The following is a 17359-nucleotide window of genomic DNA, read 5'->3' as shown; positions in this document are numbered from 1 at the left end:
GTGGGGACGATTTTAGATAAAATTGTAGAACAGAAGAAAAAGGAAGTTGCGGAGTTATATGAAATATATACACCAGTAAAAACAAAAAGAAAGACACATTCACTTGTAGAAGCGTTACAGCAGTTTACTGTCATTGCAGAAGTAAAGCGAGCATCACCATCAAAAGGAGATATCAATTTACACGTTGACGTACGAAAACAAGTGGGAACATATGAGAAATGTGGTGCAGGAGCAGTATCTGTTTTAACAGATGGTCAATTTTTTAAAGGATCGTTTCACGATTTACAAACAGCAAGAGAAGAAAGTAACATTCCGCTTTTATGTAAAGATTTCATAATCGATAAGATTCAAATCGATAGAGCGTATGAAGCGGGAGCAGATATTATTTTACTAATCGTAGCAGCGTTAACGAAAGAGAAGTTAAAAGAGCTGTATAGCTACGTGTTAGAAAAAGGATTAGAAGCGATTGTTGAAGTTCATGATGAACAGGAATTAGAAACTGCGATTGTATTAAATCCGCACGTTATTGGCATTAATAATCGTAATTTAAAAACGTTCGAAGTAGATTTAAGCCAAACTGAAAAGCTTGGAAAAAGATTGAATGAGGAGAAACTACTTTGGATTAGTGAAAGTGGCATTCATTCAAAAGAAGATATTATTCGTGTTAAAAGAGCTGGAGCCAAAGGTGTATTAGTTGGAGAGGCGCTTATGACATCATCTTCTATTAGTAGTTTTTTTGAAGATTGTAAGGTGAATATATGAAAGTGAAAATTTGCGGCATCACTGATGTGGAAACAGCGAAAAGTGCGTGCGAATATGGCGCAGATGCACTCGGATTTGTTTTTGCAGAAAGTAAGCGGGAGATCACTCCAAAGAGAGCGGAAGAAATCATTCAGGAGCTTCCAGCCAACGTGTTAAAAATCGGTGTTTTCGTAAATGAATCAGTAGAAGTGATCCAGAAAATTGCAGATGAGTGCGGGTTAACACATGTACAACTACATGGGGATGAAGACAATTATCAAATTAGAAGATTGAATATTCCGTCTATAAAGTCACTAGGAGTAACTTCAGAGAGTGATATGAAAAACGCCCAAGGGTATGAAGCGGATTATATATTATTTGATAGCCCGAAAGAAAAGTTTCATGGAGGAAATGGAAAGACATTTTCATGGGAACTACTTAGAGATATGCCAAAAGAATTGCGAAAGAAAATGATATTAGCTGGTGGATTAAACGCTCTTAATATAGAAGAAGCAATTCGAACTGTTCGGCCATATATGGTCGATGTGAGCAGCGGAGTAGAGACAGAAGGAAAGAAAGATGTAGAGAAAATAAAACAATTTATTATAAAAGCGAAGGAGTGTTCCAAATGAACTACGCATATCCAGATGAAAAAGGACATTACGGTATATACGGAGGACGATACGTTCCAGAAACGTTAATGCAATCTGTACTAGAACTAGAAGAAGCATATAAAGAAGCGATGCAAGATGAAGCATTTCAAAAGGAATTAAATCATTATTTAAAAACGTACGTCGGAAGAGAAACACCGCTATATTATGCTGAAAATATGACGAAGTATTGCGGTGGTGCAAAGATTTATTTAAAACGTGAAGATTTGAATCATACAGGAGCTCATAAAATTAACAATACAATCGGTCAGGCACTACTTGCAGTGCGAATGGGCAAGAAAAAAGTTGTCGCTGAAACAGGAGCTGGACAACACGGAGTTGCAACAGCTACTGTATGTGCTCTTCTCGGATTAGAATGCGTCATTTTTATGGGAGAAGAAGATGTAAGACGTCAAAAATTAAATGTGTTCCGAATGGAATTACTCGGAGCGAAAGTAGAAAGTGTAGCGGCAGGTAGCGGTACATTAAAAGATGCGGTAAACGAGGCGCTTCGTTACTGGGTTTCACATGTGCATGATACGCACTACATTATGGGATCTGTTCTCGGACCACATCCATTCCCGCAAATTGTCCGTGATTTCCAAAGTGTAATTGGAAATGAAACGAAAAAACAATATGAGGCGTTAGAAGGAAAGTTACCAGAAGCAGTCGTTGCTTGTATTGGCGGTGGTAGTAATGCGATGGGGATGTTTTATCCGTTCGTACACGATGAAGAAGTTGCTCTTTACGGCGTAGAAGCAGCTGGAAAAGGCGTTCATACAGAAAAGCATGCAGCAACTTTAACGAAAGGAAGCGTTGGCGTTCTCCACGGATCAATGATGTATCTTCTGCAAAACGAAGAAGGACAAATTCAAGAAGCACACTCTATTTCAGCAGGACTTGATTATCCAGGTGTTGGTCCAGAACATAGCTTGCTAAAAGATATTGGCCGCGTTTCTTATCATTCGATAACAGACGAAGAAGCATTAGAAGCATTTCAATTATTAACGAAAAAAGAAGGTATTATCCCGGCGTTAGAAAGCTCGCATGCTGTCGCATACGCATTAAAATTAGCTCCGAAAATGAAGGAAGATGAAGGACTTGTTATTTGTTTATCTGGCCGTGGTGATAAAGATGTAGAGAGTATAAAACGTTATATGGAAGAGGTGTAAAAAATGGGAGTAGAAAAAATTAAAGCAGCGTTTGAAAATGGCAAGAAAGCATTTATTCCGTACGTAATGGGCGGAGATGGTGGCCTTGAAAAATTAAAAGAAAGAATTCGTTTTCTAGATGAGGCTGGAGCAAGCATCGTTGAAATTGGTATTCCGTTTTCAGATCCAGTCGCAGATGGCCCAACGATTCAAAGAGCAGGGAAACGAGCGCTAGATAGCGGCGTAACATTAAAAGGCATTTTTCAAGCGTTAGCAGAGGTAAGGAAAGAAGTACAAATGCCTTTTGTTCTTATGACATATTTAAATCCGGTACTTGCATTCGGAAAAGAGAGATTCATTGAGAACTGTATAGAAGCAGGTGTAGACGGCATCATCGTTCCAGACTTACCGTATGAAGAACAAAATATTATTGCGCCGTTACTTCGAGAGGTAAACATTGCGCTCATCCCACTGGTTACCGTAACGAGTCCTATTGAAAGAATTGAAAAAATTACGAGTGAATCAGAAGGGTTCGTTTATGCTGTTACAGTAGCGGGCGTAACGGGAGTACGTCAAAACTTTAAAGAGGAGATTCATAGTTACTTAGAAAAAGTAAAATCACACGTCAACTTACCAGTAGTCGCTGGATTCGGCATCTCAACAAAAGAACATGTAGAAGAAATGGTTACAATATGCGACGGAGTTGTCGTTGGAAGTAAGGTCATTGAGCTTTTAGAAAATGAAAAGCGAGAAGAAATATGTGAATTAATATATGCAACAAAACAAAAAGAAGAGGCATAGTCTCTTCTTTTTGTTTTGCGTAATAAGTGTTAAAATATACAGAAAATACATATAATTCAGAGGGGGAGAAGGCATGCTAAGACGTAAATTACTATATCTATTTTTAACTGTACCATTATACGCTTGGCTCATTAGCATGACGAAAATAGAATTAATGGCTCTATTTTTAGGGTATGTATTCATCTTTTCCAACTTAAATCGCATTCAAGAACAGTCTATTTTAGAAATATGTCTATTTTCGATTAGTATAGAATTATTTAGTATCGTTTCGATTGTATTATTAAACGAACTATTTCTACGGATTCATTCATTTACATTAATGAAATTTTGGAATATTATATTGCAAGCAATATGTACTTACATTGTGTTTGTTGTGTTGAAAGAAATAGTCGGAAAGCAGACAGTTTTTCAGGATAATAGAAAATGGGAGTGAATGAAAAGGAGCCGTTTGGTTCCTTTTTTGAATCTGTTTTAAAAACAATTGAAAATTATAGCATCTGTTATATAATAGTTAAAAATTGTATTTTAAACGAAATGAGATGATAACATGGCCATATTGTTGGCACTTATCCCAATTATGATGATTTTCATTTGTTTATTTTTATTTAAACAAACGTCATTAAGGTCTTCGTTAATTTCTTATGCTGTATGTGTTGGAATCGTTTTACTCTCGCCAACGTTTCAATTAGGGATAAGTGAAACTGTACACGCAACGATTAAAGGATGGTTAATTTGTTTTATTGTCGGGTACGTTTTATTTTTCGGTATTTTTTTATTTCACCTCATGAACAAAATGGGGTACATCGATCAAGTGGCACGTTTTCTAGAAGCAGTGACGCAAGATCGCTTATTACAAATGCTGCTTATGTGTTTTGGCATTTGCCCGCTTATTGAATCAGTAAGTGGATTCGGTATCGGCTTCATGGTTGCAGCACCTATTTTTCTTTCACTAGGATATAAACCATTTCAAGCTGTACTACTCTCATTCATCGGCTTACTAGCTAGTTCATGGGGCGCAATGGCAACTGGTACGATTATCGGTTCGCAGCTAATAAATATGCCTCTTACAACACTTGGCACAAATACAGCGCTATTAAGTATTCCGATGTTTGCTTACTTCGTTATTCTTTCTTTACACGTTGTTGGCGGCTGGCGAGCGGTTATAGAAAAGTGGAAAGAAGGAGTAGGATTCTTTCTATTATTTTCTCTCGGAATCTACCTTTCTAATGCGTACGTAAGTGTTGAACTAGCAGGGATATTAAGTTCTATCGTTACGATTACATTTGGCTTTCTTATCATTAAATTAAAAGGAAAAAGTGGGCAAAATCTTATAACAGAACATGCGGCTGCAACGGAGAGAGAAGTATCCATTATAAAAATTATTAGCCCTTATATATTTCTAACAGTTTGTATTTTACTTTCTCGCCTCGTTCCTGCATTACATGACTTGTTCAGATTATATGCAGTCCTTGATTTGAAATCATACTCTTACAAATTAGAAATGCTGTATTCACCAGGATTTTGGCTCGGTATGACTTGCTTATTTACTATTATTTTCTTCCGCATCCCGTCTAATATTATTAAACAATCACTCTCACAAACGATCAAACAATGGATTCCTTTTGCGATTACGACGACAATGTTTATCGCCATTTCAGAACTCATGGGTGCATCAGGCATGCATTCATTACTCGCAAAGACAGCTGGTGATACATTTGGAACCTTTTTCGTTTTCGTTGCTCCGTTTATTGGCGCTATTGGTGGATTTTTAACAGGTAGTAACGCAGGATCAAATGCAATGTTTATAAAACTCCAAATGCAAACCGCACAAAACGTAGCACTCCCGTGGCAATATGTCACAACCCTTCAAAACACTGCATCATCAGTAGCGACAATCGCTTGTCCATCACGGATTACATTAGGTGCTTACTTATGTAATATCCCTTACCGTGAAAATGAACTATTAAAGAAGACGACGTTAATGATCTTTGGTGCGGTTTTACTTGTAGTGGTAGAGGTTATTGTTTGGTATATGTTGAGAAATTAAAAATCCTCTTAACATAGGAGGATTTTTTTTTATGAATGGATAATGATTTAAATATGAATAGCTTCTACTAAATGAATAGGAGATGAAATGTATGCCCCTAAAAAACTACGGTGTGTTAAAAGGTACAGTTATACAATCAAAGATTGGAAAAGGGAAAACACCTCATTATCAAGTTCATTTACAGGGCGAGACAGGAGTAGATTATCGTATTGCAATTAACGTAAAGTCACAAAGTTATCCATCAGAAGTTTTATATTTTGCGAGTAACAATATTAAGTCAGAGGCGATTCATATTTTACCGACATTACCATTCGGTTTTACAGAAATAAAAAACAATGAACCGAAAGTAGCTTTAGATTATATAAGAGGAAATCTATTTGACTCAAATCAAATGATTCCTTTACCTCCCGAAAAAGCAGGAGCAGATAATGATTTAAATGAAAAAATAGAACGTTATATAAAGCGAGCGATAGAAGAAAAAGCAATTATTTACGCGTTTGGCGAAAGATGGGGACCAGAAGAAAATACACCAGATTCCTATTTTCATTTCAAACCAGGAAACGGTATACATGATATTCATATGAACCAAGGGAATGTAGAAAAATGGCAAGGTGATGATGGAATATGGCAAGATGGAGGGATACTCATTCACTTTGAAAAGGAAGAAGAATGGATTGGTATCTTTCTTGCATTCCAATCACAGTCATGGTGTACCGATGAAGAAGGGCATGCTCGTGTTCCGGTTGAACATTGTGATTATAAGAGGAATAATTAATAAGAAGAGGGCGTTCAAAAAGAACGCCCTCCTCTTATTTTATAAAACCCAAAACTAACAAGTGTAGAAAGGCAAGAGAACAGCAGTGCTACACTAGAAAACGCAATGAGATACATATTATATTTCATAACCTGTCCAATTAGCTGGTTACTGTCGTATTGAAATAGTCCTGCGATTATGTTGAATAAAAATAATACGATAAACATGACGATCACACCGTCTATTGATCCTTTAATATCTGGTTTACTTAAAGCGATATGTGCAGAAATACAAATGGCGATAAATAAAAATAGCCAAAAGGAAGGATTCAATAAATTACTTATTGTAAATAAGCTTTTCAATAATACAAACGTCGACAAGAGCATGTTTTGGATCATTTCTATATTAATAGAAGTAGAAGCAATCGTTTTTTCGAGAGTTGTATTAAATAAAAAATATGATTCTGGTACGAAATAGCGCATTAAAAGGATTAGTGCAGTAATACCAGAAATAATAGGCCCAATGCCGATGAAGAAATTCCCAATCCGTTGATACACACTTTTTTGATTGTATTGATGTTGTACGTAGCCTAAAGCGCCTTGGCTTGTATCTGTCGGGAAGAACTGAGTCGCCACAATTTTATGACGGAACAGTACGCACATAATGGCATGTCCAAGTTCGTGAATCGGAACACCGATCCAAGCCGTTAATAGGAATCCTTTTCTTCCGAAAGCTCTCGACCAATACATCCGTGTGAGAGATTCTAAATAGCCTAATAGAAATCCAATTACAATGATAACGCCAATTAAAGATAATAATTGGATTACGCTTGTAAGGAGTATTTGAAAAATTGAGTTTACCAATTCCATTGCCAGTCATCCAATCTGTTAAAAATATTATTTATTCTGTTTCATAATAGCATTTTTTTTCAAGATTACTAGCACATATATTTTCTTTCGGAAGAAGGATTTCAGAATCTTTTTCTTGTAGTCATGTTTTATGTCCAAAGTCATATATTGAACTTGTAACACCCTATAAGGTATATGCTTAAGGAGGGATAAGAGAATGAAATGTCCGTCATGTCATACAGAAAATGCAGCGGAGGCAAAGTTTTGCGGGAATTGTGGACATTCGTTAACGGAAGAAGTAGTGGCAAGTAGTGGCCAAGAAGAAGGGCCGGAACAAGTACGTGCGGCACAAGCAAAGGAAGCTCGGCCAAATGAAACGGTAGAGCAAGCGAAGCGGTTCGCGAGCGGCTATTTTCAATTTTTTAAACATGCATTACAAGCACCCACAGCGATTATGAAAAGCGGCGCTATTGAAGTGCGAAATGGAATTGTAAGTCTTGTTCTTATTTGTTTTTTAGGAGCATGTATTTTTTATAGAATGATGAGTGCCGCATCAGCAGTTACGAGAACATTTGCACCAGATATATCTACTCCCACGTTTTTTGGAGAATCTATAACGGTCTTTTTCTTTTTATTAATTTTAACTTTATTTGTCGGATTTATTATTTTTGTAAGTGGTAAGATGATGAAATCGTCTTTTTCGTTTCTTGAAGTATTTGGTATATGGGGAACGATAGCGACGCCGACTATTGTCATATTAGTCCTTTCTTTTCTTTTTAGTTTCTTATTAATCTTTTTCTTACCTATATTATTATCCGTAGCTGCAACTTATATAGGGATTAGTATAACTGTAGCCGTATTAAAGCTAGACAATGGCGGATTAGATCTCGTTTACACACTTATTATTGCAAATGTTTTAATTGGAATTGCAACGTTCATTGTACTTTGGTCTTACATTAGTACGATAATTCAAGCCTTAACAAAGGGAATAACTGGCTTCTAATGAAAAGGTGGTTGACTGAATGAATGTATGTACAAAGTGCGGAGCTCAGTTTGAAGATGGTGTGCAATTTTGTCAAAACTGCGGGTCGAAGAGGGGACGTCCTGTAGTAAAGAAGAACATGAGCGGCGGTACAAAAGTTGGCATTACACTGTTAGCACTATTTGTTATAGTGATTATTGGCTTGTATTTGTACGGAGCATCGTATTATACGCAGGTGGCACAAGTAGACCGGATGATTACGATTTTACAAGAGAGGGATGGAGAGAAATTAGCTGAGATCGTTACGGCAGATGATCCATCGGTTATGATAACGAGAGAGAGTTTAACGCCTCTATTTTCATATATAAAAGAAAATCCATCTTACGTAAATGAATTAAAAGGATATTTGAGACAAGGTGAAAAACAACGGGACGGGATAGAAAGAGTTGATTTTTCATTAACGAAAGACGGAAAGTATTTCTTTATATTTGATCGATATAAATTGAAAGCGAAGACGTACTATACAACTTTGCTTACAAATGAAAAAGGCGTATCGTTAAAAATGAATGGAAAAGAAATTGATAAGACAGATGACAAAAAGTTTGAGAAGCAATATGGGCCATTTCTTCCGGGAAATCAAGTGTTTCAATCAGATTATAAAAATGACTATGTAAAATTATCTCGTGAGGAAAAGGTTGTACTTATGAAACAAAGCCAATATAACGTAACGATAGATTTAACGTTGCAAGGTCAATATATTACAGTTCAAACGAACGCGCCTGGTGCAACATTGTACGTAAATCAAAAACCGGTTACAGCGCTGGCAGGAGAAGAAATTACATGGGGGCCTGTAGCGACTGATGGAAGTGCGACGATTTATTTAGAACGAAATGGAGAAAGCGGACGAGAAACGACACAAGTAGAGACGATAACGACACTTTCGTCTTATAATCTTCCATTCCAAAAGAAAAGTACAGAAAAAACAGTTGTTTATAATGTTACTCCAACGCCCGCGATTGGGCATGTATATAATGGTTTCATCTTTCCTGATAGTGATATTCGAAAATTAACGAGTGCAGATTTAACATATTTATCGAAAGAGCAGTTGAAAATTGCTAGAAATGAAATATATGCAAGGCATGGACATATTTTTCAAACGAAAGATATGCAAGCGTATTTTGCAAAACAGTCTTGGTATAGAGAAAATCCTTATTTTAAAGGAAAGTTAACAGATATCGAAACTTATAATATTGAACTAATCAAATCAAGAGAATAGAACACAGGAAAAAAGGTACAGTGCATAACTGTACCTTTTTATGGTTTTTTATCTGAACCAGGATCCCTTGAGAAAAAGATATGAAAGAGAAATGTGACTTTACTTGCTCCTCCTGATGTACTTGCTTGCACATCAGATAAACCATTAGATGTTAAAACACCTTCAGAATGAGGGGGTACGACTATTTTGAGATTATCATCTGATTCTGATGATGCAGTAACTGTTATTGTATCATCAGATAAGTTCAAAATTTTTACAGTGCCGATTGGTAAGATGGACTTGCCAGCGTGTGATGCTGAAGCGAAGCGAGAGCCTTTCCAAATCGTTTGTGGGAAAGTCTCATCATTAGATAACCAAGCACGAGCACTATAGATGGTTGCGTTAATAGAGAATTCTTGATCAAGCGACAAGGCGGGTTTTGGTTCTTTCGGTTCCTCTGGAGTTTGAGCGAGAAGGCCGGCGCACATGTATGTTTCACCTACTTTCAATTGTTACTGTTATAGCATATTAAACATATTGTTTATAAGACACGACAGTTACCTATTCAAGCATAGGTTTGTGCACAAAATTTGAAGATGAAATTCTCTTTCTTTACAATGGAAGTAGGTGTTATTTCTATAAAATATGGAAAACGTAAAGAGTATGTAAAAAAGAAGGAGTGGTAAAGTGAACTATGTCATTATTGGCGGAGATGCAGCTGGTATGAGTGCAGCGATGCAAATTGTTAGAAACGATGAAAATGCAAATGTTGTAACTTTAGAAAAAGGTGAAATTTATTCATACGCTCAGTGTGGATTACCGTATGTCATTAGTGGTGCTATCGCTTCAACTGAAAAGTTAATCGCGCGTAACGTAAAGACGTTTCGTGAGAAATATGGAATTGATGCGAAAGTGCGTCATGAAGTAACGAAAGTAGATACGGAAAAGAAAATGGTGTACGCAGAGCATACGAAGACGAAAGATGTCTTTGAATTTCCGTACGATCGATTATTAATTGCGACTGGAGTGCGTCCTGTTATGCCAGAATGGGAAGGACGGGAATTACAAGGCGTTCATCTTTTAAAAACAATTCCTGATGCTGAGCGCATATTAAAAACGCTAGAAACGAATAAAGTTGAAGATGTAACGATTATTGGCGGTGGCGCAATCGGACTTGAGATGGCAGAAACATTCGTCGAACTTGGTAAGAAAGTAAGAATGATTGAGCGAAATGATCATATCGGTACGATTTATGATGCAGATATGGCAGAGTACATACATAAAGAAGCAGATAAACATCATATTGAAATTTTAACGAATGAAAATGTAAAAGCGTTTAAAGGGAATGAACGAGTAGAAGCAATTGAAACGGATAAAGGTACGTATAAAGCAGATCTTGTTTTAGTATCTGTCGGGGTGAAGCCAAATACTGATTTTCTTGAAGGAACAAATATACGTAAGAATCATAAAGGGGCAATTGAAGTAAATGCATATATGCAAACGAATGTGCAAGACGTATATGCAGCTGGTGATTGCGCAACACATTACCACGTTATAAAGGAAATTCATGATCATATCCCGCTCGGAACGACTGCCAATAAACAAGGGCGACTTGCTGGACTGAATATGCTTGATAAACGAAGAGCATTTAAAGGTACGTTAGGTACAGGCATTATTAAATTTATGGATTTGACGCTTGCAAGAACAGGATTAAATGAAAAAGAAGCGAAAGGGCTACACATCCCGTATAAAACAGTCAAAGTAGATTCGACTAATATGGCGGGCTATTATCCAAATGCGAAACCACTTTACTTGAAATTACTATACCGTTCCGACACGAAACAATTATTAGGCGGACAAGTAATTGGAGAAGAAGGTGTAGATAAACGGATTGATGTAATCGCAATGGCACTCTTCAATAAAATGAGCATTCATGATTTAGAAGATGTCGACTTAAGTTATGCCCCACCATATAACAGCGTTTGGGATCCAATTCAGCAAGCGGCAAGGAGAGCGGAATAGCACTTTTTAAAGTGCTATTTTTTTTACAATGAGGGAGTAAATAAAGTTTCACTTTATTTTGAATATACCGTTTCCCCTTGAAAACATATTACGTATCGCTTATATTTTCATATAGTATTTATTTTTTAAACGAAGCAATGAACGAACCTGGGGGCGCAGTATGGCAATTAACATGAAAACAATCGAAGAATGGATTGCTGAATCAAATGCAAGACATGAAGAAGACTTTGGACACGTTGTGGAAGAAATGAAAGAAGTATGTGTCGGACTTGATAACGCGACATTAATTTATACGAAAAATGTATTTTGTTTCGGTAAAAAAGTAGAAGTATTTTTCTTCTTCCAAGACCATGTCGTGATTGGACAAGAAAAAGACGAATATGTTGAGATTGAAAAATTAAAGTATGATGCCATTACAAATAGTAACTTAAAAACAAATGACAAAAATACTACGTTAGAATTAAAGTTTGCTAACGGACAATCTATCAATTTAGATAGTTTAAATGATAACTACGGTACGAAAAATTGGTTATTTGCTAGACAAATTAAGAGTATTTTTAAGTTAATCTAGTAAAAAAGCACGCCGTCTACCGGCGTGCTTCTAATTATGCAAAGCCCCTTTTAACCAATTCCGCGCCCGATATGCCCCAACTGGAACTTGAATAAGAGATGTTTCATTCCCAGCATCTATTCCGTACAATTGATCACATGAATTTGTATCAAAACTAAGTAAAGGATGCCCGCCCATCCCCATCGCGGTCGCTGCAAAAACGAGTTTATGAACAAGTATACCTGCTTCCATTTGATGAATACGATACCCTCTATAGCCTAATGCATTTGTATAATAATCTTTCTTTCCAACTACATGTAGGCAAAGTGATACTTGAAAAAGGTTTACGTTATCCATCGTCATACTAGATTGAAGAGGATAACGAAGGTCCCCATATCGAAGTGGTTGTATGGAATGCGTTTTACTGTTATAAGTGTAAGCGCCGTTTTTTATATCTTTTACATTATAGAAACATCCATATAATGAGACGCGCGCATTTTCATTTATATACTTACCATCAAGGTCGTTGGAATAAGGGAGGGAGAGGCTCGCTTCTTGTAGTAAAGTAGCGAGCTCGGCTGCATCCCATTTCGTTAAAGTAAAGTCAGCATCAGGGGAATACCGTTTTCTGCAAAGTTGTAAGAAATCATAAGATAAACGCTCTACTTTCGGCAGTTTTACAGCATGCTCATGATATTGATAGTGCTCTTCATGAGCTAGTGTTTGGAAGTGTGCTGTCGATTCGATCATAGAAGCTTCATTTATTTTTGTTATCATCGGATATTTATCTACATGTTTTGAGCGAACGAAATGTTCATGTGCGAGCGGCGGAATTTGTTGCAACAACTCATGAGAAGTAACTGTTTTATTTTCATGGTAATCATTGTGAAACCAATTAGTTTCTGGCTCTGTACTTAAAGGAATAACGGCATACACACTTTCTTCACCTTCTGACAATCCGAGTAAATGGTTCAGTGCACGGTCTAGAAATTGAAAGTATACGCCGTTCGTATAACCGAACTGTTTGGCACATTCAAGTAATTGTCCAATGAGAACCCCGCTATCTAATCCTTGAAGGCGATATGAAAAGTTATTGTATTTAAAGAAGTTTTTCCAAAACATAGTGGATACGAATGCGGCACCGAAACAATCCTGTATATTACAGCGATTACCGAGTGCGTCTGCTAAATAAGAATCGAAATTTCCTTCGCGAAGTAAAATAAGCCGGTGATGCGCGGCGTCATAATGGTAAATGCCGTCTGGATAATCGTCAATCTTTAAATAGATATATAATTCATTCGGATATAAAGCACCGCCTGAAGGAATGGATCTACGTAATACATTTCTCTCGCTATTTAGCTGACATAATTGTGTTACACCAAATGAATACCAAAGGTAGTGACCAATCTCATTTAGAGTAGGTGTAGTAGAAGAGTTCGATAAAGATAACGGGATTTCTAAGGAGAGCGGGATGGTAGGTACATTTCGATATAATTTATAAGGAAGCGGTGCGTCTTTCCAGTCCACCTCATGATTCGGCATAATTTCATCGATAGAGAAATGGAGATGATGTAAAAAAGTATCTAGCTGCATGAAATCCCTCCTTTACTATGGAAACGGGTGCGGATGTGGATTTAATCTTTCATTTGTTAAAGGTTCGTCTGTATATCCAAGTGTCATCGGTACGGTATATACCCGTTCCAGTCCTGTAACCCGAGTAAGATGGTGTCCGAACGTCATTGGTAACATACCTGGAATAATAACTTTTACACAGTGTAGTCCGTTCTTCTCTATAAGGGGAACGGTTTGATCTACAACGATTACTTCAAGGTCAGATTGATGCAAACGATTTAAAAGTTGGTGGAGATCGGATGTTAAATCCATATCAAATGATTGTGATACATTCATTTCTTGGAACGTTTGCACCGGTGCATCTTCTCGTAAAAGGAAGTGAAGACGTTCTTCCGTTTCTTTCAATCCGTACAGCATACTATGGTCTTCCATTTTATTAACGAAATAAGGATCTTGTAAGCATTTTTCGTAGTATTCTCTTTTGTGCTCGAGCTCATCGTCTGTTATAAGTAACATGCCTGCTATTTCTTGAATGGCACTTTTTAAAGCTCGAATAGGATCTAAATGAGCGCCTCCCGCACAAACAACGTTCATTCCATTTTCACGCGTATTTTTTGCAATTACCCATAAGCTCGGGATGCCGTGTTCCATCGTCGCGTTAAAAGCGTGTAATTCATATCCGGTAATCGTACGTAACCGCTGGATCATTAATTGTAATTCTGTATCATTTGCTGAATTAAGATCAAGGCGGGGAAGAGGTAATTCGGCATACCAAGTGAGTAAGAAGGCATCACGCTCTACAATTTCTAAAATGCCGTGAAAAATCGCTTCTTCTAAACTACCGCCAATTGCACATCCATTTGATGTTTCATACACGAAAGCGTCTCGATGACCGAGGCTATAATAAGCAATTGATTCAGGAACTAAAAGCGGTCTGTTTTGTGATAAAGAATATCCCCATACCCAGTTTTGCTCATAATCAGGATCAAACGGTTTAAATGGAAAATTATCACGATTGTAATGTTCATTTGTATGTACACCGAGCGAGAGGGGATTTAGTGCGTGTTCTTCTAAATCATGAAAACTACCATGCACATTTGTCTTTTTCCCGCGAGGCGACATCCCGCAATATCGTTCTAAACCTTCTAAAATAGCAGTTGCTTCACTCACTGCAAATGAATGAGTTCGGCCTGCAACACCTTCATTTCCGAACATTAATGGCATGTTTATAATGACGTCAGCGAATGGTAATAATGAATGCTGCATTTTGCCGTTCAACATACCGACCCGATAATCTAAATAGTCTCTCGTTAAAAATGTGTTTAATTCATGAATGGAACGGCAGCGATACGTTTCGGTGCTTACTTTTAAACTCGGTTGTAAAGAAATTTCCGCCGCATCCGCAGTATCATTAGGTAAATTACTACATACAGGACAGAGAGGATCTGGAAGAAAAGAATGCCGCGTACATTGTAATGTTTGTAAGTTTAGTAAAATAAGTTCATTTTCTAAAGAAGAATGGTTATGAGTTAATATTTTTTCTGTTTCTGCGCAAATAAGATGGCACATTTGTAACATTCCATTTTGGGTGGCACGTACATCACGCCTCGTTACATCATCTGCTTTAAAGGCATATTTCCGCTGTAGTTCCCACATTTCTTTTTGGTCAAAGCCAGCGATAAAACGGCGTCCATCAGAACAATGGGAACATCCGGGCGTAAGAGGATGAATGTAAGGACCGATAATACCTTCGCCAAATGAAGTAAAACCACGTAGCCATGGAATATGATTTGACCGAAAAATTAGCTCAGCGTCATGATGAATAGTAGAAGGAGATCCGTCATGTAATACGAGAGCGAGATGAATATTTTCAGGAAGTACTTCTGGAAGGGTATGCTGACGAATGATGGAATATTGTTTGCATAATTGATCATGTACATAGTCTGCAAGAAGGCCATCTCCTATAAGCAATATATTTTGAGTCATAGACCGTCCTCCTTTGCAATTAATACCCCATACACACCGTCTAAGTTTTCTTTCAAAAATGATTCGATTGCTAAATCAAACACGAAGGGATAAAAATTATGTTCTTCTAAATGCTGTAAGGCAAGCTGTAAAGATTGTGCGCTTGGAATTTCTTCTTCCGCTTGTATTTCCACTCTAAAAGAATCCGTGTCATATAAAATAATAGATGATTCAGGCAAGATATTAGCTCTGTAAGGAGTCTCTTCACTTTGAATGTGGAGCAGTGATAGTTGTAGTGCGTTCCGTAAGGCTAACGTCATATTAATATTAGATGCACCGTACCATCTATCATTTACACCAACCCAAATGACTGGAAAACTGAGAATCTCTTCACTCATTGCAATTTTAGGTGTTTCATGAATTGTAGCAAGAGCATCGTAATAAAATCTACAATGTTTATCGTGAATATCAGTTAAATCAATCGTTGTAAGTTCTTCTAGCATATGTGACTGCCGCTCATACAGTTTATTGTTTAAATGTTGTTGTAGTGCCCGGTAAAATCCTTCTGTCATCGTTTCTCCAGCACCGATACCGATATCGTTATGTTCAGGAATAAGGCGGTGAATGATTTCTGCTACATATGTTTCAATTCCTGTTAAACCGGCTTCTCGGCGTGCTTCATTATGAGTCAATCCACTGCAAGTCATAAGAGGCAGAAGGGGAGCTGGGCCATCTGATAGTGGAGTGGCTACTTGAATATAGCACTGTGATAACGGTAATTGATATGAATCTTGTTCATCCCATACATGGAATATACCGGCTTCTTTAGAAGTTAATGATTCGAAAAAGCGGAATATATCAGTTGAAGTATGTTGGCCATACCGATGCTCAAGTTTTTCAGAAAGATTTTCTATCGTATCAATTGTAAAACTTTCATCAGTTGCAAGAGGATGTTTTATAAAAGAATGCCACGTTCCTTCAAGTGTTTCATAGTTTAATAAAAAGAATTGTGCTTCTTTTTCCCGATAAGAATCATCTGCGACATGCTTAAATAATTCAAAAACGATTACATTTGCTAACATGGCAGATGTAATTGGTGAGAAGGAATCCGATGAATTTTCATTTTGCAAAGTCGTTTCATGTAGCCGATGCCATGCGGATTCCCAGCATTCATCACGATTTTCCGTTACGACAGGTCCAGCTATACCGAGTGTTGATAAACAAATAGCTGGTATAAAATTCTTTTTCGTTTCTCTACAAATAGTGTGAACTGTTTTTAAACCGTCAATGTCTCCATTTTGAGAAACATATAAAATCCAATCAAAAGGTTCGAATACTTCATGTAAGGGACGGTCAATTGTAGTATCGATTTCTTGAAGGAGTACACTGTTATCAACTTCATATGCACGTTCTATTAGCTCATGTATTCTGTCATAGTTTGTTTTATCTCGATCTGTAACGAGGTAATGAAATGTAGGTAAACCAGATTCTAATAAAGAAGAAACTAAGGAAGTGAGCATATCCCCAGAACCAAGTACAAGGACATTTGCTCCGCGGTACGTTTCAAATTTTAAAGCACCTGAATGAGAATCGGCTTCTAAAAATTCAATTTGCGAAGCATATCTGTCGAGTAATGTACTGTTTAATTCATGAGGTGCATCTTGATTTGCATCGCGAACGAAACCATTTTCATATAAAATCTCTCCAATTTCAAATACCCGATTTTGATAGGGGAGAGGGAGGCCATCGGTTATTTCTGCTAAAGAATAATTTCCGTTAAACATTGGCATTAATTTTTCAATCCAGTCATAAATTCCATCACCGTCCATGCGAAATGAACTGGCGTTATTTCGAAAATAGACACCCCCGTTTGAATCGGGGAGGAAGAAAGTATCCTTATTTACTTTAAGTTTTGCATGAATTGGAAGGTTATTCATTTTAATCCTCCTTACGTTTAGGCATACATTATTACTTTATGTCATGAAATTTGTCCCGTATGAACACAATAAAAAAAGGCTGTA

At 37.1% G+C, this 17359-nt stretch carries 16 protein-coding genes; 11 read left to right on the top strand and 5 right to left on the bottom strand.

Annotation, left to right across the window (positions count from 1 at the left end; genetic code table 11):
- From trpC to BLT20_RS01595, 7 genes are all read left to right on the top strand, one after another.
- Nucleotides 1–762, top strand: a complete 762-nt coding sequence (trpC, locus tag BLT20_RS01625; protein WP_000536699.1) for an indole-3-glycerol phosphate synthase TrpC — start codon at nucleotides 1–3, stop codon at nucleotides 760–762.
- On the top strand, nucleotides 759–1373 hold the full coding sequence (locus tag BLT20_RS01620; RefSeq protein WP_000865141.1) for a phosphoribosylanthranilate isomerase: 615 nt from the start codon (nucleotides 759–761) through the stop codon (nucleotides 1371–1373). Before trpC ends, BLT20_RS01620 begins: the two co-directional genes overlap by 4 nt.
- The gene (gene trpB / locus BLT20_RS01615) at nucleotides 1370–2563 is read left to right on the top strand and encodes a tryptophan synthase subunit beta (protein WP_001105035.1); all 1194 of its coding nucleotides are present in this window, start codon (nucleotides 1370–1372) and stop codon (nucleotides 2561–2563) included. The genes BLT20_RS01620 and trpB overlap by 4 nt, the downstream gene beginning before the upstream one ends.
- A 3-nt stretch (nucleotides 2564–2566) precedes the next feature.
- Nucleotides 2567–3343 (top strand): tryptophan synthase subunit alpha, encoded by a 777-nt coding sequence (trpA, locus tag BLT20_RS01610; protein WP_000537825.1) that lies wholly within the window; start codon nucleotides 2567–2569, stop codon nucleotides 3341–3343.
- A 73-nt stretch (nucleotides 3344–3416) separates the two neighbouring features.
- Nucleotides 3417–3776: a DUF4029 domain-containing protein gene (locus BLT20_RS01605; protein ID WP_000946131.1), complete on the top strand. Its 360-nt coding sequence runs from the start codon at nucleotides 3417–3419 to the stop codon at nucleotides 3774–3776.
- Nucleotides 3777–3890: 114 nt separating this feature from the next.
- Nucleotides 3891–5390: an L-lactate permease gene (locus tag BLT20_RS01600; RefSeq protein ID WP_000996220.1), complete on the top strand. Its 1500-nt coding sequence runs from the start codon at nucleotides 3891–3893 to the stop codon at nucleotides 5388–5390.
- Between the two features lie 91 nt (nucleotides 5391–5481).
- Nucleotides 5482–6165 carry a DUF2278 family protein gene (locus tag BLT20_RS01595; RefSeq protein WP_001128604.1) on the top strand — a complete coding sequence of 228 codons (684 nt, stop codon included), beginning with the start codon at nucleotides 5482–5484 and terminating at the stop codon, nucleotides 6163–6165.
- A gap of 14 nt (nucleotides 6166–6179) precedes the next feature.
- On the opposite strand, the gene BLT20_RS01590 is transcribed toward BLT20_RS01595, so the two are convergent.
- Entirely contained in the window at nucleotides 6180–7013 is an 834-nt protein-coding gene (locus tag BLT20_RS01590; RefSeq protein ID WP_000424527.1) for a hypothetical protein, read from the bottom strand.
- A gap of 196 nt (nucleotides 7014–7209) precedes the next feature.
- Between BLT20_RS01590 and BLT20_RS01585 the strand changes: the two genes are divergently transcribed.
- Nucleotides 7210–7995 carry a zinc ribbon domain-containing protein gene (locus BLT20_RS01585; RefSeq protein ID WP_000650098.1) on the top strand — a complete coding sequence of 262 codons (786 nt, stop codon included), beginning with the start codon at nucleotides 7210–7212 and terminating at the stop codon, nucleotides 7993–7995.
- Between the two features lie 19 nt (nucleotides 7996–8014).
- On the top strand, nucleotides 8015–9250 hold the full coding sequence (locus BLT20_RS01580; protein WP_001099908.1) for a TcaA 3rd/4th domain-containing protein: 1236 nt from the start codon (nucleotides 8015–8017) through the stop codon (nucleotides 9248–9250).
- Nucleotides 9251–9288: 38 nt separating this feature from the next.
- Here BLT20_RS01580 and BLT20_RS01575 read toward each other — a convergent pair whose 3' ends face one another.
- On the bottom strand, nucleotides 9289–9717 hold the full coding sequence (locus tag BLT20_RS01575) for a hypothetical protein (protein ID WP_000332414.1): 429 nt from the start codon (nucleotides 9715–9717) through the stop codon (nucleotides 9289–9291).
- Between the two features lie 199 nt (nucleotides 9718–9916).
- Here BLT20_RS01575 and BLT20_RS01565 point away from each other — a divergent pair, with 199 nt between their 5' ends.
- Both BLT20_RS01565 and BLT20_RS01560 read left to right on the top strand, forming a co-directional pair.
- Nucleotides 9917–11251 carry a CoA-disulfide reductase gene (locus BLT20_RS01565; RefSeq protein WP_001110229.1) on the top strand — a complete coding sequence of 445 codons (1335 nt, stop codon included), beginning with the start codon at nucleotides 9917–9919 and terminating at the stop codon, nucleotides 11249–11251.
- Nucleotides 11252–11411: 160 nt separating this feature from the next.
- Nucleotides 11412–11822, top strand: a complete 411-nt coding sequence (locus BLT20_RS01560) for a DUF3908 family protein (protein ID WP_000996782.1) — start codon at nucleotides 11412–11414, stop codon at nucleotides 11820–11822.
- A 30-nt stretch (nucleotides 11823–11852) separates the two neighbouring features.
- Here BLT20_RS01560 and BLT20_RS01555 read toward each other — a convergent pair whose 3' ends face one another.
- From BLT20_RS01555 to BLT20_RS01545, 3 genes are read right to left on the bottom strand one after another with little or no spacing between them, the layout of a single operon-like run.
- Nucleotides 11853–13394, bottom strand: a complete 1542-nt coding sequence (locus tag BLT20_RS01555) for a SagB family peptide dehydrogenase (RefSeq protein WP_061685117.1) — start codon at nucleotides 13392–13394, stop codon at nucleotides 11853–11855.
- Between the two features lie 15 nt (nucleotides 13395–13409).
- Nucleotides 13410–15359 carry a TOMM precursor leader peptide-binding protein gene (locus BLT20_RS01550; protein WP_000192982.1) on the bottom strand — a complete coding sequence of 650 codons (1950 nt, stop codon included), beginning with the start codon at nucleotides 15357–15359 and terminating at the stop codon, nucleotides 13410–13412.
- Entirely contained in the window at nucleotides 15356–17275 is a 1920-nt protein-coding gene (locus tag BLT20_RS01545) for a putative thiazole-containing bacteriocin maturation protein (RefSeq protein ID WP_001061564.1), read from the bottom strand. Before BLT20_RS01545 ends, BLT20_RS01550 begins: the two co-directional genes overlap by 4 nt.
- Nucleotides 17276–17359: the final 84 nt, after the last annotated feature.

Source organism: Bacillus sp. cl96 (assembly GCF_900100505.1).
Lineage (GTDB): Bacteria > Bacillota > Bacilli > Bacillales > Bacillaceae_G > Bacillus_A > Bacillus_A cereus.
This window is presented reverse-complemented; position numbering and strand designations above follow the sequence as displayed.

What these genes read in the sequence shown, in the direction of transcription:
- BLT20_RS01620 (WP_000865141.1), top strand. Translation starts at nt 759, where the DNA reads ATGAAAGTGAAAATTTGCGGCATCACTGATGTGGAAACAGCGAAAAGT.
- trpB (WP_001105035.1), top strand. Translation starts at nt 1,370, where the DNA reads ATGAACTACGCATATCCAGATGAAAAAGGACATTACGGTATATACGGA.
- trpA (WP_000537825.1), top strand. Translation starts at nt 2,567, where the DNA reads ATGGGAGTAGAAAAAATTAAAGCAGCGTTTGAAAATGGCAAGAAAGCA.
- BLT20_RS01605 (WP_000946131.1), top strand. Translation starts at nt 3,417, where the DNA reads ATGCTAAGACGTAAATTACTATATCTATTTTTAACTGTACCATTATAC.
- BLT20_RS01600 (WP_000996220.1), top strand. Translation starts at nt 3,891, where the DNA reads ATGGCCATATTGTTGGCACTTATCCCAATTATGATGATTTTCATTTGT.
- BLT20_RS01595 (WP_001128604.1), top strand. Translation starts at nt 5,482, where the DNA reads ATGCCCCTAAAAAACTACGGTGTGTTAAAAGGTACAGTTATACAATCA.
- BLT20_RS01590 (WP_000424527.1), bottom strand. Translation starts at nt 7,013, where the DNA reads ATGGAATTGGTAAACTCAATTTTTCAAATACTCCTTACAAGCGTAATC.
- BLT20_RS01585 (WP_000650098.1), top strand. Translation starts at nt 7,210, where the DNA reads ATGAAATGTCCGTCATGTCATACAGAAAATGCAGCGGAGGCAAAGTTT.
- BLT20_RS01580 (WP_001099908.1), top strand. Translation starts at nt 8,015, where the DNA reads ATGAATGTATGTACAAAGTGCGGAGCTCAGTTTGAAGATGGTGTGCAA.
- BLT20_RS01575 (WP_000332414.1), bottom strand. Translation starts at nt 9,717, where the DNA reads ATGTGCGCCGGCCTTCTCGCTCAAACTCCAGAGGAACCGAAAGAACCA.
- BLT20_RS01560 (WP_000996782.1), top strand. Translation starts at nt 11,412, where the DNA reads ATGGCAATTAACATGAAAACAATCGAAGAATGGATTGCTGAATCAAAT.
- BLT20_RS01555 (WP_061685117.1), bottom strand. Translation starts at nt 13,394, where the DNA reads ATGCAGCTAGATACTTTTTTACATCATCTCCATTTCTCTATCGATGAA.
- BLT20_RS01550 (WP_000192982.1), bottom strand. Translation starts at nt 15,359, where the DNA reads ATGACTCAAAATATATTGCTTATAGGAGATGGCCTTCTTGCAGACTAT.
- BLT20_RS01545 (WP_001061564.1), bottom strand. Translation starts at nt 17,275, where the DNA reads ATGAATAACCTTCCAATTCATGCAAAACTTAAAGTAAATAAGGATACT.